At 55.6% G+C, this 26,094-nt stretch carries 24 protein-coding genes and 1 tRNA gene; 13 read left to right on the top strand and 12 right to left on the bottom strand.

The window, feature by feature from the left end:
* Positions 1–74 precede the first annotated feature (74 nt).
* Positions 75–1,112, top strand: coding sequence for a dihydroorotase (gene pyrC, locus ACR0CE_RS04115; protein WP_480505376.1), 1,038 nt, complete (start codon positions 75–77; stop codon positions 1,110–1,112).
* Here the strand turns inward: pyrC and ACR0CE_RS04120 are convergent.
* Both ACR0CE_RS04120 and ACR0CE_RS04125 read right to left on the bottom strand, forming a co-directional pair.
* Positions 1,109–2,401 carry an MmgE/PrpD family protein gene (locus ACR0CE_RS04120; protein WP_480831044.1) on the bottom strand — a complete coding sequence of 431 codons (1,293 nt, stop codon included), beginning with the start codon at positions 2,399–2,401 and terminating at the stop codon, positions 1,109–1,111. The genes pyrC and ACR0CE_RS04120 overlap by 4 nt on opposite strands.
* A 37-nt stretch (positions 2,402–2,438) precedes the next feature.
* Entirely contained in the window at positions 2,439–2,885 is a 447-nt protein-coding gene (locus ACR0CE_RS04125; RefSeq protein ID WP_480545622.1) for a type II toxin-antitoxin system RatA family toxin, read from the bottom strand.
* A 72-nt stretch (positions 2,886–2,957) separates the two neighbouring features.
* Between ACR0CE_RS04125 and hpt the strand changes: the two genes are divergently transcribed.
* The gene (hpt, locus tag ACR0CE_RS04130) at positions 2,958–3,500 is read left to right on the top strand and encodes a hypoxanthine phosphoribosyltransferase (RefSeq protein WP_209504085.1); all 543 of its coding nucleotides are present in this window, start codon (positions 2,958–2,960) and stop codon (positions 3,498–3,500) included.
* A gap of 185 nt (positions 3,501–3,685) precedes the next feature.
* Here hpt and ACR0CE_RS04135 read toward each other — a convergent pair whose 3' ends face one another.
* The gene (locus tag ACR0CE_RS04135) at positions 3,686–4,837 is read right to left on the bottom strand and encodes an amidohydrolase (protein WP_480831046.1); all 1,152 of its coding nucleotides are present in this window, start codon (positions 4,835–4,837) and stop codon (positions 3,686–3,688) included.
* Positions 4,834–5,784: a lipoyl synthase gene (gene lipA, locus ACR0CE_RS04140; protein WP_480481175.1), complete on the bottom strand. Its 951-nt coding sequence runs from the start codon at positions 5,782–5,784 to the stop codon at positions 4,834–4,836. The genes ACR0CE_RS04135 and lipA overlap by 4 nt, the downstream gene beginning before the upstream one ends.
* A 261-nt stretch (positions 5,785–6,045) precedes the next feature.
* Here lipA and ACR0CE_RS04145 point away from each other — a divergent pair, with 261 nt between their 5' ends.
* On the top strand, positions 6,046–6,594 hold the full coding sequence (locus ACR0CE_RS04145) for a redoxin family protein (protein WP_480481177.1): 549 nt from the start codon (positions 6,046–6,048) through the stop codon (positions 6,592–6,594).
* A 50-nt stretch (positions 6,595–6,644) separates the two neighbouring features.
* Here ACR0CE_RS04145 and ACR0CE_RS04150 read toward each other — a convergent pair whose 3' ends face one another.
* Positions 6,645–7,727 carry a DUF6456 domain-containing protein gene (locus ACR0CE_RS04150; RefSeq protein ID WP_480481179.1) on the bottom strand — a complete coding sequence of 361 codons (1,083 nt, stop codon included), beginning with the start codon at positions 7,725–7,727 and terminating at the stop codon, positions 6,645–6,647.
* A 241-nt stretch (positions 7,728–7,968) separates the two neighbouring features.
* Here ACR0CE_RS04150 and ACR0CE_RS04155 point away from each other — a divergent pair, with 241 nt between their 5' ends.
* Positions 7,969–8,268: a DUF6477 family protein gene (locus ACR0CE_RS04155; protein WP_480481181.1), complete on the top strand. Its 300-nt coding sequence runs from the start codon at positions 7,969–7,971 to the stop codon at positions 8,266–8,268.
* Here ACR0CE_RS04155 and ACR0CE_RS04160 read toward each other — a convergent pair whose 3' ends face one another.
* Positions 8,269–9,813 carry a trimethylamine methyltransferase family protein gene (locus tag ACR0CE_RS04160; protein ID WP_267366259.1) on the bottom strand — a complete coding sequence of 515 codons (1,545 nt, stop codon included), beginning with the start codon at positions 9,811–9,813 and terminating at the stop codon, positions 8,269–8,271.
* Between the two features lie 306 nt (positions 9,814–10,119).
* Between ACR0CE_RS04160 and guaA the strand changes: the two genes are divergently transcribed.
* From guaA to ACR0CE_RS04205, 9 genes are all read left to right on the top strand, one after another.
* On the top strand, positions 10,120–11,679 hold the full coding sequence (gene guaA, locus ACR0CE_RS04165; protein ID WP_480831049.1) for a glutamine-hydrolyzing GMP synthase: 1,560 nt from the start codon (positions 10,120–10,122) through the stop codon (positions 11,677–11,679).
* A gap of 211 nt (positions 11,680–11,890) precedes the next feature.
* A complete protein-coding gene (locus tag ACR0CE_RS04170; RefSeq protein WP_480558544.1) occupies positions 11,891–12,796 on the top strand; it encodes a DMT family transporter in 906 nt (301 codons plus the stop codon).
* A 123-nt stretch (positions 12,797–12,919) separates the two neighbouring features.
* Positions 12,920–14,083, top strand: coding sequence for an OmpP1/FadL family transporter (locus ACR0CE_RS04175; protein WP_480831051.1), 1,164 nt, complete (start codon positions 12,920–12,922; stop codon positions 14,081–14,083).
* 99 nt (positions 14,084–14,182) lie between these two features.
* The gene (locus ACR0CE_RS04180) at positions 14,183–15,079 is read left to right on the top strand and encodes a DMT family transporter (protein WP_480831053.1); all 897 of its coding nucleotides are present in this window, start codon (positions 14,183–14,185) and stop codon (positions 15,077–15,079) included.
* A gap of 46 nt (positions 15,080–15,125) precedes the next feature.
* Complete coding sequence (locus tag ACR0CE_RS04185; RefSeq protein WP_480472449.1) at positions 15,126–15,998, top strand: ATPase; 873 nt, start codon at positions 15,126–15,128, stop codon at positions 15,996–15,998.
* A gap of 36 nt (positions 15,999–16,034) precedes the next feature.
* Positions 16,035–16,952, top strand: a complete 918-nt coding sequence (gene metA / locus ACR0CE_RS04190; protein ID WP_480603834.1) for a homoserine O-acetyltransferase MetA — start codon at positions 16,035–16,037, stop codon at positions 16,950–16,952.
* A 4-nt stretch (positions 16,953–16,956) separates the two neighbouring features.
* A complete protein-coding gene (locus ACR0CE_RS04195; RefSeq protein WP_480831055.1) occupies positions 16,957–17,895 on the top strand; it encodes an alpha/beta fold hydrolase in 939 nt (312 codons plus the stop codon).
* Positions 17,896–17,944: 49 nt separating this feature from the next.
* Positions 17,945–18,814, top strand: coding sequence for a polyphosphate kinase 2 (ppk2, locus tag ACR0CE_RS04200; protein ID WP_480831057.1), 870 nt, complete (start codon positions 17,945–17,947; stop codon positions 18,812–18,814).
* A gap of 113 nt (positions 18,815–18,927) precedes the next feature.
* Positions 18,928–19,542: a TetR/AcrR family transcriptional regulator gene (locus ACR0CE_RS04205; protein WP_209504101.1), complete on the top strand. Its 615-nt coding sequence runs from the start codon at positions 18,928–18,930 to the stop codon at positions 19,540–19,542.
* Between the two features lie 6 nt (positions 19,543–19,548).
* Here ACR0CE_RS04205 and ACR0CE_RS04210 read toward each other — a convergent pair whose 3' ends face one another.
* The 6 genes from ACR0CE_RS04210 to ACR0CE_RS04235 all read right to left on the bottom strand — a co-directional run bounded on the left by ACR0CE_RS04210 (position 19,549) and on the right by ACR0CE_RS04235 (position 26,086).
* On the bottom strand, positions 19,549–20,607 hold the full coding sequence (locus tag ACR0CE_RS04210; protein ID WP_480831059.1) for an adenylate/guanylate cyclase domain-containing protein: 1,059 nt from the start codon (positions 20,605–20,607) through the stop codon (positions 19,549–19,551).
* Positions 20,604–20,972, bottom strand: coding sequence for a group I truncated hemoglobin (locus ACR0CE_RS04215; protein ID WP_209596705.1), 369 nt, complete (start codon positions 20,970–20,972; stop codon positions 20,604–20,606). Before ACR0CE_RS04215 ends, ACR0CE_RS04210 begins: the two co-directional genes overlap by 4 nt.
* 236 nt (positions 20,973–21,208) lie before the next feature.
* Positions 21,209–21,298: transfer RNA gene (locus ACR0CE_RS04220), tRNA-Ser, on the bottom strand.
* 143 nt (positions 21,299–21,441) lie between these two features.
* Positions 21,442–23,868: a DUF3772 domain-containing protein gene (locus ACR0CE_RS04225; protein WP_480831061.1), complete on the bottom strand. Its 2,427-nt coding sequence runs from the start codon at positions 23,866–23,868 to the stop codon at positions 21,442–21,444.
* The gene (locus ACR0CE_RS04230; protein WP_480831063.1) at positions 23,868–24,902 is read right to left on the bottom strand and encodes a cysteine synthase A; all 1,035 of its coding nucleotides are present in this window, start codon (positions 24,900–24,902) and stop codon (positions 23,868–23,870) included. The genes ACR0CE_RS04225 and ACR0CE_RS04230 overlap by 1 nt, the downstream gene beginning before the upstream one ends.
* A gap of 68 nt (positions 24,903–24,970) precedes the next feature.
* On the bottom strand, positions 24,971–26,086 hold the full coding sequence (locus tag ACR0CE_RS04235) for an NUDIX domain-containing protein (protein WP_480831065.1): 1,116 nt from the start codon (positions 26,084–26,086) through the stop codon (positions 24,971–24,973).
* Positions 26,087–26,094 lie beyond the last annotated feature (8 nt).

The raw sequence follows: 26,094 nt of genomic DNA on the forward strand, positions 1-26,094 counted from the left end.
CGGTTGACAAGATTTTCTTTGTGGCTTGCGCAGACGCAGTTGGTCTTTCGCAACAGCTATGTTAGCGGAAGGCCATGACCGACACCCTTACGCTCCACCGCCCCGACGACTGGCACCTGCATCTGCGCGATGGCGCGATGCTACAAGCCGTTCTGCCCGAAACCGCGCGCCATTTCGCCCGTGCGATCATTATGCCGAACCTAGTGCCGCCGGTTGTGCGCGGCGATCAGGCCGCCGCTTATCGCGACCGCATTCTGGCGGCCCTGCCCGACGGTATGACGTTCGAGCCGCTGATGACCCTGTATCTGACCGAAGATACAGACGCCGCAGATGTCGCAGCGGCCCATGCCAGCGGTGTGATCAAAGCCGTCAAGCTGTATCCTGCCGGGGCTACGACCAACTCTGCCTCGGGTGTGCGCGATTTCGACAAAGTGCGCCCGGTGCTTGAGAAGATGGCCGAAATCGGCTTGCCCATGTGCGTACATGGCGAGGTGACGGATCCCGAGATCGATATATTTGACCGTGAAGCCGTGTTCATCGACCGTGTTCTGGATCCGATCCGCAGATCGACACCGGGCCTGCGTGTGGTGATGGAACATATCACCACGTCCAATGGTGTGGATTATGTCAAAGCCAACGCGATTGATCTGGGTGCAACGATCACGGCGCATCACCTGATTATCAACCGCAACAACATCTTGGTTGGTGGCATCAAACCGCATTACTATTGCCTTCCCGTCGCCAAGCGCGAGGAACACCGTCTGGCCCTGCTAACCGCCGCAACGTCGGGCGATGCGCGGTTTTTTTTGGGTACAGACAGCGCCCCGCACACGGATGCAAACAAGGAAATGGCTTGTGGCTGTGCCGGTTGTTTCACAGCGACCAACACTATGTCTTTGGTCGCCGAGATGTTTGACCGGGAAGGTGCTTTGGACAAGCTGGAAGGATTTGTGTCTCTCAACGGGCCAGGTTTCTATCGCTTGCCCGTGAACCAGGAGATGATCACCCTGACCAAGGGTGAGCCCGTTTCGTATCCCTCAAAGATTGACACAGGCGATGGACCGGTCACTGTGTTTGACCCGGGCTTTCCGTTGCACTGGCGCGTGGCTTAACCCGCCACTTGTTCGGCCAAATCGCGAGCACGTCCCCCGGTGCGCAGCATCGACCAGATCGTGTCCGCCTCATCCGCGCCGATCAGCTTGGTCGCTTTGTCGCGCACGCGATCCTCGCGGTCAGACAGCGATATTGGGTTCAGCAGATCATGCGTTGCTTCGCGGCGAATACCATCGCGACGCAGCAGGGACAGACGCGCCTGCGTTTCTGACAGGCTGTCATCTGCCTCGACCGTGATGCGGTCGCGCAAAGACGTAACACGCGGGTCAAGGCAGACCTTGTCAGTGAAACTGCCTGGCAAAGCCGTATCATATCCCAGCGCCTGCATCGCGATCACTGTCCGATAGGAAAACTTGGCCCCCAGTCCGGTTGTCGGTGACAGCTGATTGCACACACTCATCCAGCGCGGATGCGTTTTTATCTGGATCTCGGCGACCTCGGGTTCTGCTATGTCCAACTCCCGCGCGGCTTCCAACGCGGCGTGAAGACCGTGGCAACAGGCGTGAAACTTGTGGCTGACCGTTTCAAACAGCCATTCATCGCCCAACCCATCCAGAGCAGTTTGGTCTGCTGCGCCTTGATGCGTTGCGCCAAACCCATAAGGACCCTCCAGCGCGTCGGCGTTGGCCTGAAAACCGCGCTGCACCAGCAATGCTGTCTCGACCCCTGCCGAGGCGGCAAGTCCGGCGTTATACGGCTTGCCCATGGTTCCGAACTGCGCCTTCAGCCCCGCCGCACGCGTTGCCGTCAGACCCAGAACCATTCGCATCTGGTTTGCGTCAAAACCCAGCAAACGGCCAACAGCAACTGCCGCCCCAAAGGCACCGGATGTTGCCGTCTGGTGAAATCCTGCCTGATAGTGGCCGCGCCCCAGCCACAAGCCAATTCGGATTGAGGTTTCCATACCCACCAAAGCGGCTTCGAGCATGTCGACTAGAATACGATCATCCCATTCGGCCACCGCAATGGCTGCGGGCAAAATGGCGACGGAAGGATGTCCGATATGGGCGAAATGCGTGTCATCGTAATCCAGCGCGTGAGACACCGTGCCATTGACCAACGCCGCACCACGCAGCGGCGCCGAGCCGCCGCCAAAGAGATGCGCCTGAGGGTTCCCGCCCTCGGACAGTATCATGTCACGAACCGTGATTGAGACAGGTTCGCGCGCGCCTGCCCGGCCCACAGCGACCCAGTCAAGAACAGAAAGCGACGTGACGATTCTTGCCTGAGACGACGTAGAAACCGGGCCTGCCGCAAAAGCGGCCAATGATGCTGTAAATTCCGTCATGCGCGTAGTCTAGCGTGCGCCTGACAAGGGTAAAGACCTAGCTGTAGAGTTGTTGCGCGCGCGCCTCAAACGCGCGCACGATCCGATGCATGGCTTCGTTGAATACCACGCCGATAATCCCTTGCAGGATGGCATTCTTGAATTCGAAGTCCACATGGAACGAGACGTTGCAGCCCCCATCAGGCGCGTCCTCGAACTGCCAATCGGATTTCATGTATTTGAAGGGGCCGTCCAGGTATTCAGTGTCGATTTTCCTTTGATCCGCAAACAGGGTTACCTTGCTGCCAAATCGTTCCCGGAAAACCTTGAACGAGATGACCAGATCCGCCTCCATCACCTCAGCCTCTTCCAGCGCATAGGTCTTACGAATGCGGGCAGCAGCGCACCACGGCAGAAATTGGGGGTACTTGGCCACGTCGGCAACCAAGTCGTACATCTGCTGGGCTGTATACGGCAGGTGGCGGGTTTCCGAATGGATAGGCATGGCGTCCGGTATTTGCAGGTGACAATGGCGCGTCATGTCGTATGTTGCGCGCCAAAGATCAAGGGGGCTGCGATGACTGACCGCGCATATATGATAGATGAGATGATCTCGGCAAAGGCCATCGCTGCTCGAATCGAGGAGCTGTGTCGCGACATTTCGGCAGAGTTCAAAGACACCGACAAATTGGTGGTCGTGGGTCTGCTGCGCGGCAGCTTTGTATTCATCGCCGACCTTGTGCGCGAACTTGACCTTCCGATCGAGGTGGATTTCCTTGAAGCTTCTTCTTACGGAGACGCGATGGAGAGCAGCCGGGAAGTTCGTATTCTCAAAGACTTGCGCGGCGCAATTGAAGGGCGCGACGTGCTGGTTGTCGAGGATATCGTTGACACCGGCCATACGTTGAACCATGTCACCAAGTTGCTGCAAAGCCGTAACCCCGCGCGCCTGAAATCCATTGCCCTGCTGGACAAGCCGAGCCGCCGCGAAGTGGACTTCCGATCAGACTGGATCGGTTTTGAGATACCAGACGAATTTGTCGTGGGATATGGAATTGACTACGCCCAACGCAATCGCAACCTGCCCTATATTGGCAAAGTCCGCTTTACAGACGAATAGCTGAGCGGGCAATTTGCCGCTCCTTTCGGGCCAGACACCCGAGTTGTAACTCTTTCGATTACTATAAAGAATCTGTCACAGTCCAACCAACAGCATGGTTGAACTGAAGAAAAAGTTGACGTCGCGCTGCACGAATACTTCGCTCCAACCTCTTGTAATTATTAATAAAAATGAAAAATTAGCCCCTAGATGGCTTTTCCGAGCATAGATTCTATGGCCTTAAGAAATATCCCGGTCCCAATCGGGATAAGCGCATCCGGGAAATCATAGTCCGGGTTGTGCAACTGAGGATGGTCGCTCCCCGACCCCAACCAGAACATGGCGGCCTTCGCACTTTTTCCAAACTGGCCGAAATCTTCTGAAAACCGCTGTGGCTGATCGACCAACTTGCAAGAAACGCCCTGCACTGTGCAGGCCTTGGACAGGATCGAAACTGCTTCCGGGTGATTGGCACAAGCCTCAAACACTTCGTCATAACTGATTTCGACCGCCAGTCCTTCGGCTTTGGCCATTTCACGGACCAACGATTCAGCGTCGCTGATCAGCTGCACCATTCGCGCGTCTGTGACCGTGCGAAGTGTCACCCACAGCTCGGCCCGCCCCGGTGCTACTCCGACCGTGCGCTCACCCAACGTGGCATGTGTGACGGTCGTCAACGCGTAGCCGTCATTCAGATCCCCGCCGCCGCCTAACGCGGTCAAAGCCGGCATCAGGTTAGCCAGCGCACCGGCAGGCGACACCCCATCTTGCGGAGCGGCAGCATGTGACGTCTTTCCGGTCAGAACAATCTGCATCCCGCGTGAGGCACAATTGGCAGAACCGCTGCAAATTTCGACCGCCCCCAACTCCAATCCCGGTAAGTTGTGCAAAGACAACACCAGGTCGGGCGCAACCTCGGCGTATTGGGGATCAGCTCGGAAAGCGATTGCACCATGGCCGGTCTCTTCGGCTGGCTGGAAGATCAATACGACGCGGCCCTTCTTGGGGCGTTGATGATTCAACACGTCTGCCACGCCCAGAACCATTGTCATATGCCCGTCGTGGCCGCACAAATGCCCTTTGCCCGCGACCTGTGATACATGGGAATGGTTCGCCAACTCCTGGATCGGCAGCCCATCCAGTTCGCAGCGAATGCCCAGCGTGGGACCGGGTTGGCCACTTTCGAAAACAGCAGCGATCCCGTGCCGACCTATTCCGGTCATAACATGGTCAGCACCAGCGTCGCGCAGAAATTCAGCCACCCGCGCCGCGGTTTTCTTTTCTTGTCCCGAAAGTTCGGGGTGTTGATGCAGCTCGTGGCGCAGACGAGTCAGTCGCGCGATCTTATCCGGTGTCACGCTTTTTGTAGCTTTTCTAGACGCGCCGCGCGCAGTCGGGTGAAATCGTCACCAGCGTGATAAGAAGACCGGGTCAAAGGTGTCGCAGATACCATCAGAAAGCCTTTGCCGTATGCCGCCTTTTCGTATGACGCGAACTCGTCGGGTGTAACGAAACGATCAACGCCGTGGTGTTTCGGCGTTGGTTGCAGATACTGGCCAATCGTCAAAAAATCGATATCCGCCGCGCGCATATCATCCATGACCTGGCGCACCTGCTGTTCGTTTTCGCCAAGCCCAACCATGATGCCAGACTTGGTAAAGATCGACGGATCAAGTTCTTTCACCCGCTGCAAAAGACGCAGGGAATGGAAGTACCGCGCACCGGGGCGAACCTCGGGGTACAAACCCGGTACGGTTTCCAGATTGTGATTGAAGACATCCGGCTTCGCCTGAACCACAATTTCCAGAACATCCGCATCGCATTTCAGAAAATCGGGTGTCAGAATCTCGATCGTGGTTTTGGGAGAGCGGTGCCGCACCGCGCGGATGGTCTGCGCAAAATGCTCGGCTCCTCCATCGCTCAGATCATCCCGGTCGACAGAGGTGATAACCACATGGTTCAGGCCAAGTTTTTCGACTGCATGTGCCACCCGGCCGGGTTCAAAGGCGTCAAGGTCGTCTGGGCGACCGGTAGCGATATTGCAGAATGTGCAGCCACGGGTACAAATCTCGCCCATGATCATCATGGTGGCGTGACCCTGGCTCCAGCATTCGCCGACATTGGGGCATCCTGCCTCTTCGCAGACGGTGACCAGATTGTTGTCGCGCATGATCCGGCGCGTATCTGCATAACCTTTGCCGCCGGGTGCCTTGACCCTGATCCAGTTCGGTTTCTTGGGCTGCGCATTATCCGGGCGGTGCGCTTTTTCCGGATGGCGCTGTTCGGGGATCTTCAGATCTCGCACGGGCAATTTTCCTGACTTTGGGTCAATCCTGTCGCTCATAACATAGACAGATGCGCAGTGTTACACCAGCGGCGCATAGCCGCTATGCAACGCCGCCGTGCATAAGCAAGAGCACGATTGCAAATTCCCGTTTTACCGCATGTTTTCAATGCCTAATGAGAAGAGATTATTAGTTCAAAATGCGGCGTTTCGTCGATTGAAGGTAGTTTGGAACTGTTTTAAGTCACAACAAAATCACAAGTGAATCACAGGAGCTTGACCATGAAATCCGGCGCAATTCTGCCCAACGTGACCTTTCACACCCGTGTCCGTGATGACTCAATCGAAGGACCAAACCCATTCCGTTGGGAAGACAAGTCCACCGCTGACTATTTTGCAGGAAAACGCGTGATCCTGTTCTCGTTGCCCGGTGCGTTCACGCCCACCTGCTCGACATATCAACTGCCCGGCTTTGAAAACGGGTATAGCGATTTCATTGCCCGGGGCGTCGATGAAATCTACTGCATGTCTGTCAACGACAGCTTTGTGATGAACAAATGGGCGCAAGATCAGGGCCTGACCAACGTAAAGGTCATTCCGGATGGATCGGGCGAGTTCACCCGCAAAATGGGTATGCTGGTTGACAAGGATAATCTGGGCTTTGGCATGCGGTCATGGCGCTATGCGGCCATCGTAAACGACGGCGTTGTCGAAGCTTGGTTCGAAGAACCTGGCCTGATGGATAACTGCCCCGAAGATCCCTATGGCGTGTCTTCGCCCGAAAACCTGATGAAACATCTTCAGGCGACGGCAGAGCCCGAACTGGCCTGAGTATTAACAAGACGAATAAAGGCCCGTTATGACGGGCCTTTTTTGTGCCTTCAGCCAATCATGCGGTCGCGTTCAGCCTGATCCTGATAGTGGCGTTTCAGCCGCTGCAATGCGATCCGCAGAACAATCTTGCCGGATCGTGCAGACCAGCCCATACGCTTTTCCGCCAGTTCCAACCCTTCGAGATAGCAACAACACCGCAGGGCAACGTCACTTAGTCCGGGGCCAAGATCAGACAAGGCCCGCGCCACGCGATCCCGCGCATCGGATGACCCCTTTCCTCCGTGGCTTTCACTGTCATAACAGCCACGGCCACCAGCCGTAAGAAACCGGTCCCAGTTCTGTGAAACCTGTGGGCCAATCTGCGCCAATTCGAAATCTTCGCGCAAACGCTCTCCGGCGCTGACAAGCGATTCATCCAGAAAAGGCTTGCCATCGCGGTCACGCCTGCGTGCAAGGGCAACCAACGGGCTTTCCGTGGCGCTATAGCGAATGCGCTTGATCCGGTCAGCCGCCCCGGCCGACGTCTTAGACTGAAACAACGACTGGGCTTCGGCAAATCCAAATTCAGTCCCCACCCGCGCCTTGTTTTCCGCTTTCGCAATCAGGTGGCTCAGGGCCGTTCGGCCAGCTGCAGAAATCCGATACCGTGAAATACGACCGGGGTTATCGCAGGAAATCCAGTCCTTTAAGGCCAGAGCCTGAGCGATCTCGCAATCGACGACCGCGGTTCTGGTCGCTCCGGCGTTGCCGGTGTCGCGAACGACTACCGCTTTGTCCATTTCTTCAGCCACGGCAAGAACCGAACCGGTTTCACTCAGGCGGCGCAAAATGCGCAATGCTTCTCTTTCGAACGCTTCTTCCTGGGCAGCTTCATCCGCGATCACGACCGCGTCGCCTGCGTCATCGGACATGGAAAAATGTGTTTCTGCCAGCGATTGCAAAGCAGCATCCACCAATGGATCGTCACGGCGCATCTCGATACGCCGGATTTGCCGGAGGATGGTTGACGCATGGCAGCCTGCCGATCTCGCGATATCGCGGATCGAGCGTCCGGTTTCGGTATGAGCAAGGTATCTTTGCGCCCCCTCTGGAACCCATGCCGGAATGGTGAAAGCCATGTTGTTTTCCATGATTATTTGCCCTCGTCGACAAAACAAAATGTCACTTTTCGCCCTCGGATTGCGGGTTAACCAAATCTAACTAGAGGTCCATTCGTTACTCGTTCGTTAACCTCACAAGGCACGAACCAGATTTGATTCAAAAAGATAAACAGTCGTGAAACCATCGTTCGGAGAGGCTGTCACGCAGGCAACACCCGCTTAGGTTGTGCATTTAATGGTCCCGTAAACCCTCAGACACAGGACACATAAGATGCAGGACCTGATGACAATGATCTCAACGCTTCACCGCCCACGCATGTTGGCAAGAGCCGCCAATTTCGGAGCGAGAGAGTACAACCGGGACAGGCATCTGCAACGTATTCTGGGATACGGATCATTGCCGGGTTCAGGTCAGGCCCTGCTGCGACTGATGGAGATGGAAAAAGAGGTAAATGAACTGCGCAAAGAAGATGATGCCGCATACTCTCTGGTCCGGCATCTCGACATTCTTATCGCGCTGTTGGGTGAGGCGCGGCTGTATCAGGCCAGCCGCGCCCCGGTCCTTCAGTAATCAGGAGAACGCATCCGGCATGGAGGCCTTTTTCTCGGCGATATAGGCTTCCAGCGCTGCGGCTGTATCCGGTTCCATATGCGGTTGCTGGTAATTAGCCAGCAGGTGTTCAACCCGCGCAGAGGCCAGAGCCCGCGTATCACGCGCGCCTTCTTCCTGCCAGGTTTCATATGGCTTGTAGTCCAGCAGATCGGACTTCCAGAACGATTCCTTGAAGTTCGCCTGCGTGTGGGCACATCCTAGGTAATGCCCGCCCGGGCCAACTTCCCGGATCGCATCCATGGCCTGCGCGTTTTCGTCATAGGCCACGCCCTTGGCCAGCGAATGCAAAACACCCAACTGGTCGGCATCCATAACGAATTTCTCGAAGTCGGCCACCAGGCCGCCTTCCAGCCAGCCGCAGGCATGCAACATGAAGTTCACGCCAGCCAACAGTCCCATATTCAGCGAGTTCGCTGTTTCATAAGCCGCCTGCGCATCCGGAAGTTTCGAGCCACAGAACGATCCTGCGGACCGATAGGGCAAGTTCAGACGCCGCGCCAGTTGACCCGCGCCATAGGTGATATGCGCAGCTTCTGGTGTTCCGAAGGTCGGCGCACCTGAATTCATGTCGATCGAAGTCACGAATGCACCAAAGATCGCGGGTGCACCGGGACGGACGATCTGGCTGTAAGCCACACCGGCAAGAACCTCGGCCAGAACCTGTGTCAAAGTACCGGCTACCGAGACCGGCGCCATCGCGCCGCCCACAATAAAGGGCGAGATGATGCAGGCCTGATTGTTACGTGCATAGACTTCCAGCGAGCCCATCATCACATCGTCGAATGTCATCGGCGAGTTGATGTTGGTCAGCGACGTCATCACCGTGTTTTGCTGAACGAACTCCTTGCCGAACAGGATTTCGCACATTTCGACCGAATCCTGCGCCCGGCTGGGATCGGTCACAGAACCCATGAAAGGCTTGTCCGACAGGGTCATGTGCGCCTTCAACATGTCCAGATGGCGCTTGTTCACCGGAATGTCGGTCGGCTCACACACAGTACCGCCCGAATGGTGCAACCACTTGGACATATAGGCGAGTTTCACGAACTTGTTGAAGTCGTCCATCGTCGCGTAACGACGGCCGCCCTGTGCATCGCGCACGAAAGGAGGGCCGTAAACCGGGGCCAGAACCATGTTTCGACCACCGATTACGACCGATTTCTCGGGGTTGCGGGCATGTTGGGTAAACTCGCTGGGCGCAGTTTTGATCAGCTCACGAGCAAGGCCGCGCGGAATGCGCACGCGTTCACCGTCGATATCCGCGCCAGCGTCGCGCCAGCGTTCCAGAGCGGCAGGGTTATCAACAAAGTTAACACCGATCTCTTCCAACACGGTTTCCGCATTGTTTTCGATGATCTCCAGTGCCTCTTCATTGAGGATTTCGAAGTTCGGAATGTTGCGTTCGATGTATTTCGCGGTCTCGATACGAACTGCAGTCCGCTCGGCACGGCGGGCAGCGCCACCGCCACCTCTCGCCCTGCGCCGGGTGTTTGCCTCGGTCATGAGAAGATCCCGTGTTGTTGGTTAGATTGAGCGTTTGATACAGGTTTGCCGGAACGCAAGCATAGGGATTGCGGCACGTTGGGGGAAAAAGCGACATTGCCGTTCTGCAATCCCGCCAACGGGCTGCCATTGGGGATAATCGGATTTTGGAAAGTGCGGCCCAATTGTTACCGCACCTGTCTACTTCGGATCACGAACGGCGGGAAACACGAGTGCCGAAGGCCTGTGTGGCGATCTTCATCGAATCCCGCGCCGGAATCGGACCTCGCTCTTGCGAAATGTGCAGGCTTGCCCTAAGGCGCTGACATGACCCAGACATCCCACGACCGCCTTCTGATCATCGACTTCGGCAGCCAGGTTACGCAGCTTATTGCCCGCCGCCTGCGCGAACTGAATGTCTATTGCGAAATTCACCCTTACCAGAATGTCACGATGGATTTCGTGCGGGAAATGGCCCCGCGCGCCGTGATCTTCTCGGGCGGGCCGGACAGTGTGACGCGCGAAGGGTCGCCCCGTGCTCCGCAAGAGATTTTTGACTACGGCGTGCCGATTCTGGGCATCTGTTATGGCCAGCAAGTGATGATGCACCAGCTTGGCGGCAAGGTCGAAAGTGGCCATGGCACCGCCGAGTTCGGTCGGGCTTTTGTCACGCCAAAAGACGAACTGGAAATTCTGAAGGGCTGGTTTGACGACGGGGATGAACAGGTCTGGATGAGCCACGGTGACCACGTCAGTGAAATCGCGCCGGGATTTCAGGTTTTTGGCACATCGCCTAACGCGCCCTTTGCGATCACAGCCGATCCAGCGCGCCATTTCTATGCCGTGCAGTTCCACCCCGAGGTGCACCACACGCCCAAGGGCGCGAAGCTGTACGAGAACTTCGTCAAGCTGGCCGGTTTCAAGGGCGACTGGACCATGGGAGCCTATCGCGAGGAGATGATCCGCAAGATCCGCGAGCAGGTTGGTGACAAGAAGGTCATCTGCGGTTTGTCGGGCGGCGTTGACAGCTCGGTCGCGGCGATCCTGATCCACGAGGCGATTGGAGACCAGTTGACCTGCGTCTTCGTTGACCACGGGCTGTTGCGCAAGAACGAGGCGACAGAAGTCGTCGGCATGTTCCGCGACAACTACAATATCCAACTGATCCACGCGGACGAATCCGAACTGTTCCTTGGCGAGCTTGAAGGGCAAAGCGACCCGGAGACCAAACGCAAGATCATCGGCAAACTGTTCATCGACGTGTTCCAGAAACACGCCGATACCATTGAAGGGGCCGAGTTCCTGGCCCAGGGAACGCTTTATCCGGATGTAATCGAATCGGTGTCATTCTCGGGCGGGCCTTCTGTAACCATCAAATCGCACCACAATGTCGGTGGCTTGCCGGAAAAGATGGGCCTGAAACTGGTCGAACCCCTGCGAGAGCTGTTCAAGGATGAGGTGCGCGCACTTGGCCACGAACTTGGCCTTCCGCAGAGCTTCATCGGACGCCACCCCTTCCCCGGCCCCGGTCTGGCAATCCGCTGCCCCGGTGAAATCACACGTGAAAAACTGGGTATTTTGCGGGAAGCCGATGCGATCTATATCGACCAGATCCGTAAACACGGCCTCTATGACGACATCTGGCAGGCTTTTGTCGCCATCTTGCCAGTGCGCACGGTAGGCGTCATGGGTGATGGACGCACCTATGACTACGCCTGTGCGCTGCGGGCCGTCACATCTGTCGATGGCATGACCGCAGACTACTACCCGTTCAGCCATGAGTTCCTGGGCGAAACGGCAACGCGGATCATCAATGAGGTTAAGGGCATCAACCGGTGCACCTATGACATCACATCGAAACCACCCGGCACCATCGAGTGGGAATAACCGGTGGGTGTCTGCGTAAAACTTAACTGATTGAGCTGCAAAACGTCCTTCTCGTTCAAGCCTTTGTTCGGGGCAGTCATCTATACGACCTTGAATCTGGTGCACCTTCGACGTTTGAATGGCCGGGCAAACCTAGCCTGCTTATCATAAGCTCTTGGCCTTGCGGTCTTTTGGCCGCGCGGCTACGCGACGAACCTGAGGGACGCCCGAAATGAGCCATGCGCAGAAAGACGTGTTGAAGGCCGGTCTATGGATGACAGGTGCGATCGCCTCATTCTCATCCATGGCGGTTGCAGGGCGTGAGCTGAGTTCTGCGCATGATACCTTTGAAATCATGATGTATCGCAGCATCGTGGGGTTCGTTGTTGTTGCAACAGTCCTGACTTTAACGCGCAACTGGCAGCAGGTTTCAGCCGAACGGCTGGGATTGCATGCTTTACGAAACACCTTACACTTTACAGGGCAAAATCTCTGGTTCTACGCCGTGGCAGTGGCTCCTTTGGCACAGGTTTTCGCGCTGGAGTTCACTCAACCGCTTTGGGTGATCCTGCTTTCGCCGCTGTTTCTGAACGAACGGTTGACCCCGCTCAAGTTGATTGCGGCGCTAATTGGGTTTTCAGGGGTTCTGATCGTCACACGCCCAGGCGCTGCCCCCCTGAGCCCCGGCTTAATAACAGCAGCGGCATCAGCGGTTTTCTTTGCGTTTACAACGATTACCACCAAGAAGCTTACGCGATTTGCCAGTATTGGGTGTATCGTTTTCTGGCTAACTGCAATGCAAGCGGTCCTTGGGGCCACAGCCGCTGGCATCGACGGTCAGATTGTGCTTCCGACAATGCAAACCGCGCCCTACTTGATTCTGGTTGGGTTGGCGGGTTTGCTGGCGCATTTTTGCATTACCAATGCCCTGTCTATCGCCCCGGCAACCGTCGTAATTCCCTTTGATTTTGCACGCCTTCCGACAATCGCGGTGATCGGAATGATCCTCTATCACGAGCCCATCGACCATTGGGTGCTGATCGGCGCCGCTATCATCTTTGCAGGCATTTTCCTGAACATCTGGTCCGAAAATCGTAACAGTTTAGCAACAGTTCAGAACTGTAGTGGCAACAAGTAACGCACCGTCACCAGTTGACCTTAAACTAACTGAAAAGAAAGTATCGCGCATTACACACGAGTAGGCGCTGGACTCACTCAATTCTTCGCCAGGCAAATACTCGAAAAAGTTCGGGAGGACAGAATGAAAACAACACTACTCGCAACGTGCGCTTTGTGCGTTGGAGCAACGGCTGGTTTTGCAGGCGGCCTGGACCGCAGCGGTCAGGGTATCAACCTGATCTTTGAAGAAGGCTCTGCAGTTCAGTTTCGGTTGGGGTATACCGACCCAAGCGTGACCGGTACGATGCCAGACGTTTTTGGCACAAATGGTGGCCAACCCGTTGATTCAGGTGAAGTTGCGAACGACTTTTTTACACCGCACTTGGGGTACAAAACGGCGCTTACAGAAAAGCTTGATTTCGCCATCATGTATGATCAGCCCTTCGGTGCCGATATTCAGTACGCGAGCACGTATCCCCTGTCTATCAACCCAATTCCCGGCGGTCGAACCGACAGCCTGAGGGCGACAGCGGATACAGATGCCATCACAGCGCTGCTGCGCTACAAATTCGATGGCGGGTTCAGTGCGATCGGTGGTATTCGCGCGCAGCGCGTCAAGGCCTCGATAACTGTTCCCATTACCGCAGGCTATCAGGTGGATACCAGCGCTGATACCGCATTTGGGTATGTTGTTGGTGTCGCCTGGGAAAAACCCGAAATCGCAGCACGTGTATCGCTGACTTATAACTCCAAGATCAGCCACGACCTTTCGCAGACAGAATCGCTCAATCCGCCTCCTATCCCACCAATTCCGCCGGGGACTGTGGCAACGTTCAACACCACAAGTGAGATTGAAACACCGCAGTCAATCAACCTGGATTTCCAGACCGGCGTGGCGCCCAAGACATTGTTGTTTGGCTCGATCCGTTGGGTCGACTGGCCACAGCTTGTGTATAACCCGCCAAACTATCCGCCGACCAGCAACCTGGTTGACTATGACGAAGCCACGTTCACCTACTCGCTGGGTTTGGGCTATCAGTTCTCGGATGAGTTTTCTGGTGCTGTGACACTGGGCTACGAATCTTCCCAAGGTACGCCGGTGTCGAACCTCGGCCCGACAGATGGGTTCTGGAGCATCGGTCTGGGTGGCACCTATTCTCTTGAGAATGCCAAAATTTCCGGTGGTGTACGTTACACGGATATCGGAGATGCCACCGCGAATGGCGCCGGTCCGGCGGCACGTGGTACATTCACAGGCAACAGCGCCTGGAGCGTTGGTTTCCAGATCACATACGCTCTGAACTGATCTGAGTATCATATGTTCCCACAAAGCCTCGCAGTTTCTGCGGGGCTTTTTCGCATTAACCGGGTCGCCGTTGGTTAACTTCAATGAAACAGTGCCCGTATGGATGCACAAAAACACCTCTCTCTTCGCGCCTGGTCCGAGCTTTTGTTGCTTGGACTGATCTGGGGCGCCTCCTTTGTTTCCATCCGGGTCGCTCTGGACACGCTTCCCGTGATGACGTCGGTTTTGCATCGCGCATTCTGGGCCATGCTTGTCTTGTGGCTGGTGACTTGGATCAAGGGGATCAAGGTGCCGCGCTCGCCCGGTATCTGGGGCGCTTTTTTGGTCATGGGGCTATTGAACAACGTCATCCCCTTTAGCCTGATGGCTTGGGGGCAGCTGTACATTGACACGGGTCTGACGGCGATCCTGAACGCGGCGACTGCGATCTTCGGCGTTCTGATTGCAGCACTGTTTTTTCGCGACGAACGATTGACAAAGACCCGGCTACTGGGTGTCTGCCTGGGCTTTCTTGGTGTCTCAATCGCGATCGGAGTGCAGAATTTCTTGAATTTCAGCCTGCAAAGCACCGCTCAGATTGCAGTGTTGACCGGAACAGTTTCCTACGCATGTGCCGCGGCTTGGGCGAGGCAGACATTATCGCACCTTCCACCGGTGGTTGCCGCCGCCGGTATGCTGACGGCTTCGACAGTGTTGGTATTGCCAATAACACTAGCAGTTGATGGAGTACCCAGCTTGGCGTTACCCGCAATAACCTGGGCGGCCATCGGGTACTATGCGATCGTCGCAACGGCCGGCGCATATCTGCTTTACTATCGGGTTTTGGCAATGGCCGGCAGTGGCAATCTTATGCTGGTGACGCTTGTCATACCCCCGGTCGCTATTGTTCTGGGCGCATTGCTGCGCGAAGAGTCCCTGCCCCCCAACGCCTTTCTGGGCTTTGCCGTTCTGGCGATTGGCCTATTGGTTCTGAATCGTTCGTCCCGGCCCAATTGACGCCGTGCGCTGCCCGATTTAGCTAGGGCAAAAAGGACAGCGCAAAATGATCTACACCTCAGCCAATGACTGGCGTACAGCAAGCCGCAAGAAAGTGCTGTTCTTTGGCATGTCAGGGTTGGGCAAGACCTACGTATCCAACATCCTCAGAGATTCCGGGAACTGGTTCCACTACTCGATCGATTACCGGATCGGAACGCGCTATATGGGCGAGTACATCACCGACAATGCCAAGGCCGAGGCCATGAAAGTTCCGTTCTTGCGTGAACTGCTGTTGTCGGATTCGATCTATATCGGTTCGAATATTTCATTCGCCAATCTGACACCTGTTGCTGCTTATCTGGGCAAGCCGGGAAACCCCGATCTGGGCGGCTTGGACATGCCGGAATACCGCCGCAGGCAGGAACAGTTTCGCTTGGCCGAAATTCATGCGCTGCTGGACACCGAATACTTCATCGACCGCGCCGAGCGTCTGTACAAATATCCTCACTTTATCTGCGATACGGGCGGATCCATCTGCGAGTGGGTGGATCCCAAAGACCCAAGGGATCAGGTTTTGTCCGAACTCGCGCGGCACACCCTCATGATCTGGCTGAAGGGTGACGAGGGTCATACGGCCGATCTTGTGCGCCGTTTCGACAAGGCCCCAAAACCCATGTCCTATCAGGCCGATTTCCTGACCCGTTCCTGGACAGAGTATCTGGATCAACACGGCTGTGCAGAGACCGAGGTCAACCCCGATGATTTTGTCCGCTGGACCTATGCACAAGCCCTGGCCCATCGTCAGCCCCGGTACGAGGCGATGGCAAAGAACTGGGGCGTGACGATTGATGCCAATGACATCGGCAAGATCCGCGATGCGGCCGATTTCGATGAGTTGATCGAACGTACCCTTGAGGCCAGACGCAATAACGCCTAACTACCAGTTTTCCCTAATCTCTTCGAAGTCAGACACATGCCCATCAAAATCCCCTCAGATCTGCCCGCTTTCGACGTCCTGAACAAAGAGGGCGTTATGGTCATGTCCGAGGATCAGGCAATGCGTCAGGATATTCGCCCCCTGCGCATCGGGTTGCTGAATCTGATGCCGAAGAAGATTCAGACGGAAAACCAGTTTGCGCGCCTGATCGGCGCAACCCCGTTGCAGATCGAACTGTCATTGATCCGTATGACGGAACATCAGACAAAAACCACTGCCGCCGAGCATATGTCCGAGTTCTATCAACCTTTTCAGGAGGTCAAGGACCAGAAATTTGACGGCCTGATCATTACTGGCGCGCCGATCGAGCATCTGGAATTTGGTGATGTCACCTATTGGGATGAAATCAGCGAGATCTTCGACTGGACCCAAACTAACGTTCATTCAACCTTTGGTGTTTGCTGGGGCGGGATGGCGATGATCAACCATTTTCACGGTGTCCGAAAACACATGCTGGATGCCAAGGCCTTTGGCTGTTTCCGCCACCGCAACCTGAACCCTGCATCACCTTTTTTGCGTGGGTTCTCTGACGATTGCGTTATACCGGTCAGCCGCTGGACGGAAATGAAACAAGATGAGATCGACGCCGCGCAGGGTTTGACGACCCTGCTGGGCAGTGATGATGTGGGTCCCTGTCTGGTCGAAGATCCCAGCCACCGCGCACTGTATATCTTCAATCATTTTGAGTATGACAGCGACACGCTGAAACAGGAGTATGACCGCGACGTCGCCAATGACACGCCCATCAACGTGCCGATCAACTATTATCCGGATGATGACCCATCCAAGACACCTCAAAACCGTTGGCGCAGTCACGCGCATCTTCTTTACGGAAACTGGATAAACGAAATCTATCAGACGACGCCTTTTGATATGAGCAAAATTGGCCACTAAAACCTTGATATCCTTTAGCCTCATCATTCTGGGCCTTATCGCTGTGACTGCGTGGCGCAGCGCCCGGAATGAAGCACATGCAGAAGCGGCTTTCCCACCCGAAGGCCAGATTCTTGATGTCGACGGAATCGCGGTTCATGCGGTTGTCATAGGGAATGGGCCGGATGTTGTCCTTCTTCACGGCTCAAGCGGCAACACCCGCGACATGACCTTTGCGCTGGCACCCATTCTGGCGGAAAACTACCGCGTCATCGTTTTTGACCGGCCCGGCCTGGGGTTTTCAGAAAGTTTCAACCCTGACGGTGAAACGATCACGGAACAAGCGGATATCCTGCAAAAAGCTGCTGCCCAACTTGGGGCGGAAAAGCCTGTCGTTGCGGGCCAAAGCTATGGCGGTTCAGTGGCGCTTGCATGGGCGGTCACAAGGCCCGAGGATCTCTCGGCGCTTGTTTTGATCGCACCTGCTGCCATTCCGTGGGAAACGCCGCTGGATGGGTTTAACCAATTGGCATCTACCACGGTCGGCAACGCGCTCGCCCTGCCCCTGATCTCTTCTTTCGTGCCCGATTGGTACGTGACACGGGCATTGGACACTGTATTTGCGCCCCAATCGGCCCCCGCTGGATACGCCGAACATTTCGGACCCGGCCTGACCATCCGGCGCAGTTCCATGCATGCTAATGCCAAGCAACGGGCCAATCTATTGGATGAGATAACCCAATTGCAGCCGAAATACGGTGAGATTTCAGTGCCAACCGAAATCGTTCACGGCACCGCCGACGACACTGTCGGCCTTGAATGGCATTCCCAACGTCTGATCCAGCAAATCCCGCAGGCCGAACTGGTCGCGTTACCGGGGATCGGTCACATGCCGCAGGTTGTCGCAGCGCCCGAGGTTGCCACCGCAATTGATCGTGCAGCGCGGCGTGCAGGTTTGCGTTAATCCAAGCTCTAATCCATAGTCGGATATGGGTTTTATCGCGAGGTGACATATGGCCCGGACCGAAAAAGGTTCTATCGAGAAGTATTTTCAGGAAAGCGCGCCCAAAGCTGTGCGGGATGAGATCGAGAATTCGAAGAAAGGCGATATCCTGAATCCGACCTACCCGTATAGCGAGAAGATGAAGACCAAGGACTATGATGAGCAGATGGAACTGCTCCAGATCGAGCTGGTCAAAATGCAGTCTTGGGTCAAGGACACCGCCCAACGGATCGCCATCATCTTCGAAGGCCGCGATGCCGCCGGCAAGGGCGGAACGATCAAACGGTTTCGCGAAAATCTGAACCCACGCGGCGCGCGCAACGTGGCGCTCAGCAAACCCTCAGAGACTGAACGCAGTCAATGGTACTTCCAGCGCTACATCCCTCACCTGCCCGCCGCCGGGGAAATCGTTTTCTTTGACCGAAGTTGGTACAATCGCGGCGTGGTCGAGAACGTCTTTGGTTTCTGCACCCAGGAAGAGCGCGAGCGGTTCTTTCGTCAGGTTCTGCCGCTTGAAACGGGTCTGGTCAATGATGGCATCAAACTCTTCAAGTTCTGGCTCAATGTCGGCCGCGCTGAGCAACTGAACCGCTTTCTGGCCCGTGAAACCGACCCTTTAAAGCAATGGAAACTCAGCCCGATTGACGTGGCTGGGTTGGACAAGTGGGACGAATACACACAGTCGATTTCGGAAACTCTGACCCGGTCACATTCAGACGTATCTCCTTGGACAATTGTCCGGTCGGACGACAAGAAACGCGCCCGTCTTGCAGCAATCCAAACGGTTTTGCACACGCTGGACTATGATGAGAAGGACGCAAAAAGCATTGGCGACATTGATCCCCTGATCTGCGGTGGTCCGGATGTCTGGGAAGCCTAGGTTGCGTTTTCACCCTGCCCGGCCAAGGATTTCAAGGGCAAGCGTTGGACGACCGTGTGTATTTGGTCTATCCCCTTGTCTTCCAATACCTAATCAAAGAACCTGAGGCCGGGATGTCGAAACGCGGTTATCATCACGGAAACCTAAAGCAAGCCCTGATCGAGGCAGCCTTGTCCCTGATCGAAGAAAAGGGGCCGACAGGTTTTACGTTATCTGAAGCCGCCAAAACCGCTGGCGTAACACCCGCCGCTGTCTATCGCCATTTTGAAGGGCGCGAAGACCTTATCGCCGAAGCTGCACGGCAAGGGTTCGAGATGTTCGCGGACCTGATGCAATACGCTTATGACAAGGGCCAACCCTCTGCCCTTGCCGCCTTCGAGGCAACCGGGCGGGCCTATCTGGCTTTTGCGCGGAAGAACCCCGGCCACTACATCGCCATGTTCGAAAGCGGAATTTCGTTGAATCGCACCCCCGAACTATCAATGGCCGCCAACCGGGCCAAATCGGTTCTTGAAAAAGCCGCCGACGACCTGTCACAACATATTCCACCTGAAAAGCGCCCGCCCGCGTCGATGTTCAGCGCACATATCTGGGCGATGAGCCATGGTGTGGTTGAATTATACGCGCGCAATACCGGAGCGACGTCACCCTTCCCCCCGGAAGACCTGCTGGAAAGCGGCATTGGTATCTACCTGCGAGGGTTGGGTCTGATCCCGCAAGACGATTGACACCTGTCAAAACATTCGGCTGCTTTGCGGTAAGCTCAGCCCGGACGTTACGTTGATCAGATTCATCTCGCCCATTCCCTTTATATCAACACGTCCCAGGTCCGAGACCTGAAATTCGTCAATCAGGGCGTATTTCATCTCTTCCGGCGCAACGATTTTCATAGGATTGGCAAAAATTTGCAGTCGGGACGCGATATTTACCGCCGGACCGAAAACGTCGTAGACGTATTTCTGAATACCCACGACAGACCCGACCGCGGCCCCCATCCCCAAACCGATCCGGGCCTGCCATTTGTGCGGGTGGCTTTCGTTACGGCGTTCGAGATAGCGCAGGAAACGTACCGCGCAATGGGCCACAGCAGTCGCGTGATCGGGTGTCGGGTCAGGCATGCCTGAGACCGCAAGATATGCGTCACCAATTGTTTTGATCCTTTCACACCCGAATTGCTCAACGATCCTGTCAAACGCTGTGAAAATGTCGTTCAACTCACTCAAGGTCACTGTCGGGTCGGTCTTGGCCGCGAAATCGGTGAAACCCACAAAGTCCAGCATAACAACAGACACCTGCTTGTAGAGCTGCGGAGTGACAACACCGAAGGTTTTGAACTCTTCATAAACGGCCCGTGGCATCAGGTTCAGAAGCAGCCGTTCAACCCGTTCTTTCTCGCGCTCCAGCTCGCGCGTGTTGCGTTCGACCATGGTGGAATAGCTGTCGATCATGCTTTCCAGCTCGCGAATGCGCGTGATGTTCTGGCATTCGACAATCAGAACCTGCTCGGACAGCCCTTTGGCCAACGAAACTGCGACTGCAAAGATCAAGGTCCGCCGCTTCGGCTTGATTTGCAATTCAACCGAATATCTCAAGCCCGATTGCTTGACGTCTTCCAATTCTTTGGGATCAAGGGCCGGCAGAATGTCCGTAAGAGTACTGCCGTTCTCGGGGGTTCCAAACCACTCCGAAAACGGCCCGTTATGAAAAACGAACTGAAGATCCGAGGCGCGCACCACGGCAATGCCGACACCGATGGCGCGTAACAGCTGTTCGTTTATTGCATGAATGCTCATGCCGCGTTTCGGGCGACGATAATTGAACGCTTCCCTTCAATTGCAGCCAGCGCGGTTTTGATATCCTGATCGGACATACCATGCACGCTCAGCGCTTCGCCAAACAGCTCAGCCATCACATCAAATTCGTCGTGTGAAATACTCAGATGCCTGTGTACGGCTTCGATCCTGTCATCACTGAATGACGCCGGTCCGCCAATCAGGGACGATACAAACTTCGTCTGATGATCAATCAACCGCGGCATATCAATATCTTCAAAATAATGGCCGATGTCATCCGAATCCAACGCCATTTCATAGAAGGTCATCACGACACGGCTGATTGTTTTGAAGCCACCGTATTTATCATAAAGCGTTTGCGCCACACGAAAACCCAAGAGTTACCGAACAAAAACACTGTAATTCTATATCAAATGGACATTTTTGTTAATGTTTATGGTATTTTTTTCGTTTTCCGGCTTAACGCGCGTTCATTTTAGGAAAAGCAAAAGTGTCCGGGATTTAAAATCCTGCGCTTTCGAAGACCCGGCGTGGTACACGAAACCAAGTTGTACACAGCCAAGACGCCGGGGCTGGTTTGGGTTTCTGTCTAAGGGGGTAATGGCGGAGAGACAGGGATTCGAACCCTGGAGACGGTTCCCCGCCTACACACTTTCCAGGCGTGCGCCTTCGACCACTCGGCCACCTCTCCGTGCCGGCGATGTTTGGACCAATGTCATGAGATTTGCAAGGCCCCAATTCGGTGAAATCACCGGAAAGGATCAATTAAATCCGGTAGTCTACCCAGAGCGTCAAGCGACCAGAAACGCGACCTTTCAGCTGTCGGACTGGTCGTCAGATTTCATCGCCCGCGTCAGGGTCCAGATCAGATTCTGTCAGTTCAACTGGCTTTCCTGCCGTTGAATCGGTTGTGTTCTGTTTGGGCGCAAGGCCTGCCTCTTTAACCTTGTTCGAGGTCTGCAAAGCTTCGGGATTGCGCAACCAGATATCACGCTGTGCAAACGGCACCTCGATACCCGCTTCCAGAAAGCGCCGATTGATCTCGTGGTTCATGTCGGATTTGACGGATAAAACCCAGTTCACATCCCGTAGGATCGCTCTGATCTCGAAATCCAACGCATCCGCTCCAAATCCCTGAAACACTACACTGGGCGCCGGGTTGGCCAGAACCATCGGGTGGTTGTTTGCGACCTCGCCCAGAATGGTCTCGACCAGCCGTGTATCTGTTCCGTAGGCGACACCGACCGGTACAATCACCCTACCGATGGTATTGCCACGTGTGTAGTTGGTGACGACGCCGCTGATCAGGTCCGAGTTTGGAATGATCACATCCGTTCTGTCGAACGTCTCGATCCGGGTCGATCGGACGGAGATGTCACGCACGTAGCCCATCATCCCGTTCACATCTATCCAGTCACCCTTGGAGATCGGCCGTTCGACCAGAAGGATGATGCCGGACACGAAATTAGACACAATCGTTTGCAGGCCAAAGCCAATACCGACAGACAGTGCACCCGCAACAATTGCCAGAGACGACAGATCAAACCCCGCGACCATGATCGCTGCCAGCGCAGCCAGAAAGATCCCGATATACCCAGAGCCAGCGACAATCGCATTCTGCCCGCCCGGATCGATGCTGGTTTTGGGCAACAGCGAGTTGCGCAACCCGCTTTGCAACAACCGCGTCAGCGTATAACCGATTGCGAAAACGGCGATAAATGTCAGGAAATTGCTGGGTGAGATCGTGACACCACCGATGTCAAAGCCAAGCAACAGACGTGACCATACTTCAAGTAGGTCCGTTTCGCGCGCGCCCCAGTATATCGCCAGAACAGGCAGCGCGACGATGGCCAGTGCAAAGCCCACCAAGACTGAAAAAAGAGAGTCGCGCGCAGCGTCGCCCTGCCCTGTGATCCATCCGTATATCTGACTGACAAACCGTTGAAAAATTGCCAGTGCGGCAATCAGAACCAGTGTTTTTACCGCCGGAAACACAATCGCTTCGGCCGCATTAGTATAGCCAACCAGTGCCAGTACGGGTGTTGCGATCCCCAGCAGGAACATGGCCTTGCGCAGGAATTCTACCAATTGGCTGAATCCAGCGGCCCGGGTAGACGCCGTCTGGTCCAGCAGGCGGTCGTTCGTTCGGATTTGCCGCACGCGGAGCAAAAGCAATGCCGTTCCGACAATCACTGGAAAGCTGATAACCGCACGGGTCGCATCCGAAATATTTTCGATCTGCTGAAACAGGAGCGCCAATTCGTGCAGGATCAACATCAAAGCCAACAGATCGATGTAGATGCGCAATTCGGTGATCCGCGCGGCAGACAGGCGCTTGAAGCCCTGTGAGGCGCCAATCAGGTAAATCTGTCGGCCGATCCAGTCGTAGAACAAGGCGATTGCCGCCCAATACGAGATATTCTCTAGCAACAAGCTGCCGCGCAGGCCGGGAACACCCGACAGGCTGATCGCAGTGATGGCGGCAACGACACCAATCCAGGGCAACAGTATTCGCAACAGCGAAATGATGAAGGACCAGGCCCCGGTCCCCGCTCCGCCCAGCGTCCTGAGATAATCGCCGCCCCGCTCGGACCAACGCTTGCCGAAGACCAGTAAAACCGCCGCCAGGCTCACGAGAAACAGAATAGCTAAACCGCGATCACGGATATTCTCTTTGACGACGTCCGAACGCAGGTTGGCAAGTGTTTCATTCGCCAGGCTCAGAAACGCTTCTTTTACATCCTGCCATGCGGGTCCCCAATATACGGGGTTGATTGGCGACGGGCCGCGCTGGAAGAACTCCTTTGTCTGCCGTGTCCGGATAATCTGGTCAATTTCACTGATCAATCCGTTTGCGCGGCTATACGCTTCTTCGGAAATGATGCGGGGCACGCGCAAACTGTTGAGCTGATCATTAAGATGAGTTCGCAATTTGGCGATGTCTTCAGGTTCGGTCGCGTCCCCTTCGGGTTTCGGACCAAGCGCCTTGATCTGGCTTTCCAGCGTTGCGATACGATCCGTGTTGGCGCTGCGCGCCTTGTTAAAGTCCTCTCGGTAACCGTTTATTTCAGAACGCAAATTCTCGAACGCAGCGTTTGACGCACGGTTCGCTTCAATCACGGACTCGGCACGGTCCGCAGTTTTTATCCAGCCCCGGTAATACTCACTTTGCCTGTCGGTCAGCTGCGCAACAGCGCCGCCTGCGACCCCGACAAGACACAGGAAAACCAGTGTCAGAAACAGGCGAACCTGCTTGGGCATCACACGTCCTCAAAAACGCCAGGAATGCTGCGCGGTGCTTCGGTCATCCAATTCGGTACCGGCAGGTCTTTTTCGCGCAGGAAATCCGGGTTGAACAGCTTGGACTGATACCGTGTGCCATAGTCGCAAAGGACAGTCACAATCGTGTGGCCCGGCCCCATTTCCTTGGCCAGACGCACGGCGCCCGCCATGTTGATCGCGGTCGACCCGCCCATAACCAGCCCCTCCTCACGGAGCAGGTCAAAGATATACGGCAACGCCTCGGTGTCAGTGATCTGATAGGAATGATCCGGCGTGAACCCTTCCAGATTCTTTGTTATCCGCACCTGTCCGATACCTTCGGCAATCGATCCGCCCTCCATCGCGATTTCACCGGTGGTGTAGTAGGAGTAGAGACCCGCACCCATAGGATCGGCCAGACCAATTTTCACACTCTTGGGCTGCAACGCTTCGGCAACCCCGGCCAACGTACCGCCCGACCCGACAGCACAGATAAACCCGTCGACCTTACCGTCTGTTTGTTCCCAGATTTCGGGTCCAGTGGTTTCAACATGGGCCTGACGGTTCGCCACGTTGTCAAACTGGTTGGCCCAGATTGCCCCATTGGGTTCCGTCTGCGCCAATTCCTCGGCCAAACGCCGGGAATAATGCACGAAATTGTTGGGATTGCGATAAGGTGCAGCCGGAACTTGAACCAGTTGTGCACCGGCCAGCCGCAGCATGTCTTTCTTTTCTTCCGACTGGGTTTCCGGGATCACAATCACGGTCTTGAACCCCATTGACGCCCCCACCAGCGCCAGACCAATACCGGTATTGCCGGCGGTGCCTTCCACAATGGTGCCACCGGGCTTCAAATCGCCCCGCGCAATGGCATCACGGATAATATAGAGTGCAGCACGGTCCTTGACGGATTGACCGGGGTTCATGAATTCGGCTTTGCCGAGAATTTCGCAACCAGTTTCTTCACTGATGCGGCGCAGCCGGATCAGCGGTGTTTTTCCTACTGCGTCAGCAAGATCTCGTGCAATGCGCATGATGGCCCCTTGTCGTTTTGTACCATCGAAGATTTACAGCCGCACCGCCGCGACCACAAGCGGGATAGTCACCCGCGCAATCTGTCCCGATGGCGGGCCAGCCAATAAGCCAGAGACACCAATTGTAGATCCTTAAAAACATGGCGATCCGTCATGTCTATGAATTCGTCGAACGGTAAGATTTGACTGCGGATGTCTTCACCTTCTGTGTCCAGGCCGCCAGTGATTGTGGTGTGTGTCAACTCACCCAGACCAACATAAAGATACATGAACCCGGTGGAAGATCCGCTCGAGGTATAGGCCCCGCCGGCATATTCCAGCCTGTCAAAACGAATACCCGCCTCCTCCATCGCCTCGCGATGCGCGGCCTGTTCGGGTGTCTCGCCCGGATCAATCATCCCGGCCACCGCTTCCCAAAGCCAGGGTTCCGGATCGTTGTTCAGGAAAACCGGCGGTCTGAACTGTTCCACGATCAAAACGGTATCACGGACCGGATCATAGGGCAGAACGCCGACCGCACTGCCCTGCAACAAGCTTCCACGGCGCAGCACCGGACCCATGCTGCCGTCATGCCGCCGGTGTTGCAGATCGATTTCCTCCATCCCGAAATAATCGAGATACACCCGGTCATGGCGATGCACGATCACGTCATTTGCAATGTCCCGCGGATCACCGGTTCGCCGCTGCCCGGCCATAATCTTCGACCAGGCACGCGTTTGAGTGGCGCGAATACTGCGGGCCATGACCCGGGGGGCGACCTTCCCGAAATAGGCCATCTCTTCCTCAGCCGCGAGCGTTGTGAGTTCGCCCAATCTGTCCGCCCAGTTCTGAAGCGACCACAAATCACCCGGTCTCCATGCATCGGGTGCCGGAAAAAAGACCTGCGCTTCGGCCTCGGTCCCGTCTTCTAATTCGACTTTCAAAGGCTTCAGATCATAGTCGAAAGACCCTTCGTAATAATCCAGCCTGGCCAGATCCTCAGGCGACAAGTCCTGCACGAGCAACCCTTCGGCACTGGCGCCTTCCGTTTCCAGGATCATTGGGAAATCCTGCCCCTGTACAGAATGGACAGCATGGCCTCGAAGTTGGGCGGGTCGTGCTTTGCGTTCGCTCAGAGGATGGCCAAGAACGCGTTCCAACAGTGGCAAGTGTCGCAGCGTTCCATAAAAGAACAAATCAGACAAATTCGATC

This window comes from Ruegeria sp. L11 (assembly GCF_056531755.1).

Excerpts from the sequence above, each read along its gene's own strand:
- pyrC (WP_480505376.1), top strand. The coding sequence starts at position 75 with ATGACCGACACCCTTACGCTCCACCGCCCCGACGACTGGCACCTGCAT.
- ACR0CE_RS04120 (WP_480831044.1), bottom strand. The coding sequence starts at position 2,401 with ATGACGGAATTTACAGCATCATTGGCCGCTTTTGCGGCAGGCCCGGTT.
- ACR0CE_RS04125 (WP_480545622.1), bottom strand. The coding sequence starts at position 2,885 with ATGCCTATCCATTCGGAAACCCGCCACCTGCCGTATACAGCCCAGCAG.
- hpt (WP_209504085.1), top strand. The coding sequence starts at position 2,958 with ATGACTGACCGCGCATATATGATAGATGAGATGATCTCGGCAAAGGCC.
- ACR0CE_RS04145 (WP_480481177.1), top strand. The coding sequence starts at position 6,046 with ATGAAATCCGGCGCAATTCTGCCCAACGTGACCTTTCACACCCGTGTC.
- ACR0CE_RS04150 (WP_480481179.1), bottom strand. The coding sequence starts at position 7,727 with ATGGAAAACAACATGGCTTTCACCATTCCGGCATGGGTTCCAGAGGGG.
- ACR0CE_RS04155 (WP_480481181.1), top strand. The coding sequence starts at position 7,969 with ATGCAGGACCTGATGACAATGATCTCAACGCTTCACCGCCCACGCATG.
- ACR0CE_RS04160 (WP_267366259.1), bottom strand. The coding sequence starts at position 9,813 with ATGACCGAGGCAAACACCCGGCGCAGGGCGAGAGGTGGCGGTGGCGCT.
- guaA (WP_480831049.1), top strand. The coding sequence starts at position 10,120 with ATGACCCAGACATCCCACGACCGCCTTCTGATCATCGACTTCGGCAGC.
- ACR0CE_RS04170 (WP_480558544.1), top strand. The coding sequence starts at position 11,891 with ATGAGCCATGCGCAGAAAGACGTGTTGAAGGCCGGTCTATGGATGACA.
- ACR0CE_RS04175 (WP_480831051.1), top strand. The coding sequence starts at position 12,920 with ATGAAAACAACACTACTCGCAACGTGCGCTTTGTGCGTTGGAGCAACG.
- ACR0CE_RS04180 (WP_480831053.1), top strand. The coding sequence starts at position 14,183 with ATGGATGCACAAAAACACCTCTCTCTTCGCGCCTGGTCCGAGCTTTTG.
- ACR0CE_RS04185 (WP_480472449.1), top strand. The coding sequence starts at position 15,126 with ATGATCTACACCTCAGCCAATGACTGGCGTACAGCAAGCCGCAAGAAA.
- metA (WP_480603834.1), top strand. The coding sequence starts at position 16,035 with ATGCCCATCAAAATCCCCTCAGATCTGCCCGCTTTCGACGTCCTGAAC.
- ppk2 (WP_480831057.1), top strand. The coding sequence starts at position 17,945 with ATGGCCCGGACCGAAAAAGGTTCTATCGAGAAGTATTTTCAGGAAAGC.
- ACR0CE_RS04205 (WP_209504101.1), top strand. The coding sequence starts at position 18,928 with ATGTCGAAACGCGGTTATCATCACGGAAACCTAAAGCAAGCCCTGATC.
- ACR0CE_RS04210 (WP_480831059.1), bottom strand. The coding sequence starts at position 20,607 with ATGAGCATTCATGCAATAAACGAACAGCTGTTACGCGCCATCGGTGTC.
- ACR0CE_RS04225 (WP_480831061.1), bottom strand. The coding sequence starts at position 23,868 with ATGCCCAAGCAGGTTCGCCTGTTTCTGACACTGGTTTTCCTGTGTCTT.
- ACR0CE_RS04230 (WP_480831063.1), bottom strand. The coding sequence starts at position 24,902 with ATGCGCATTGCACGAGATCTTGCTGACGCAGTAGGAAAAACACCGCTG.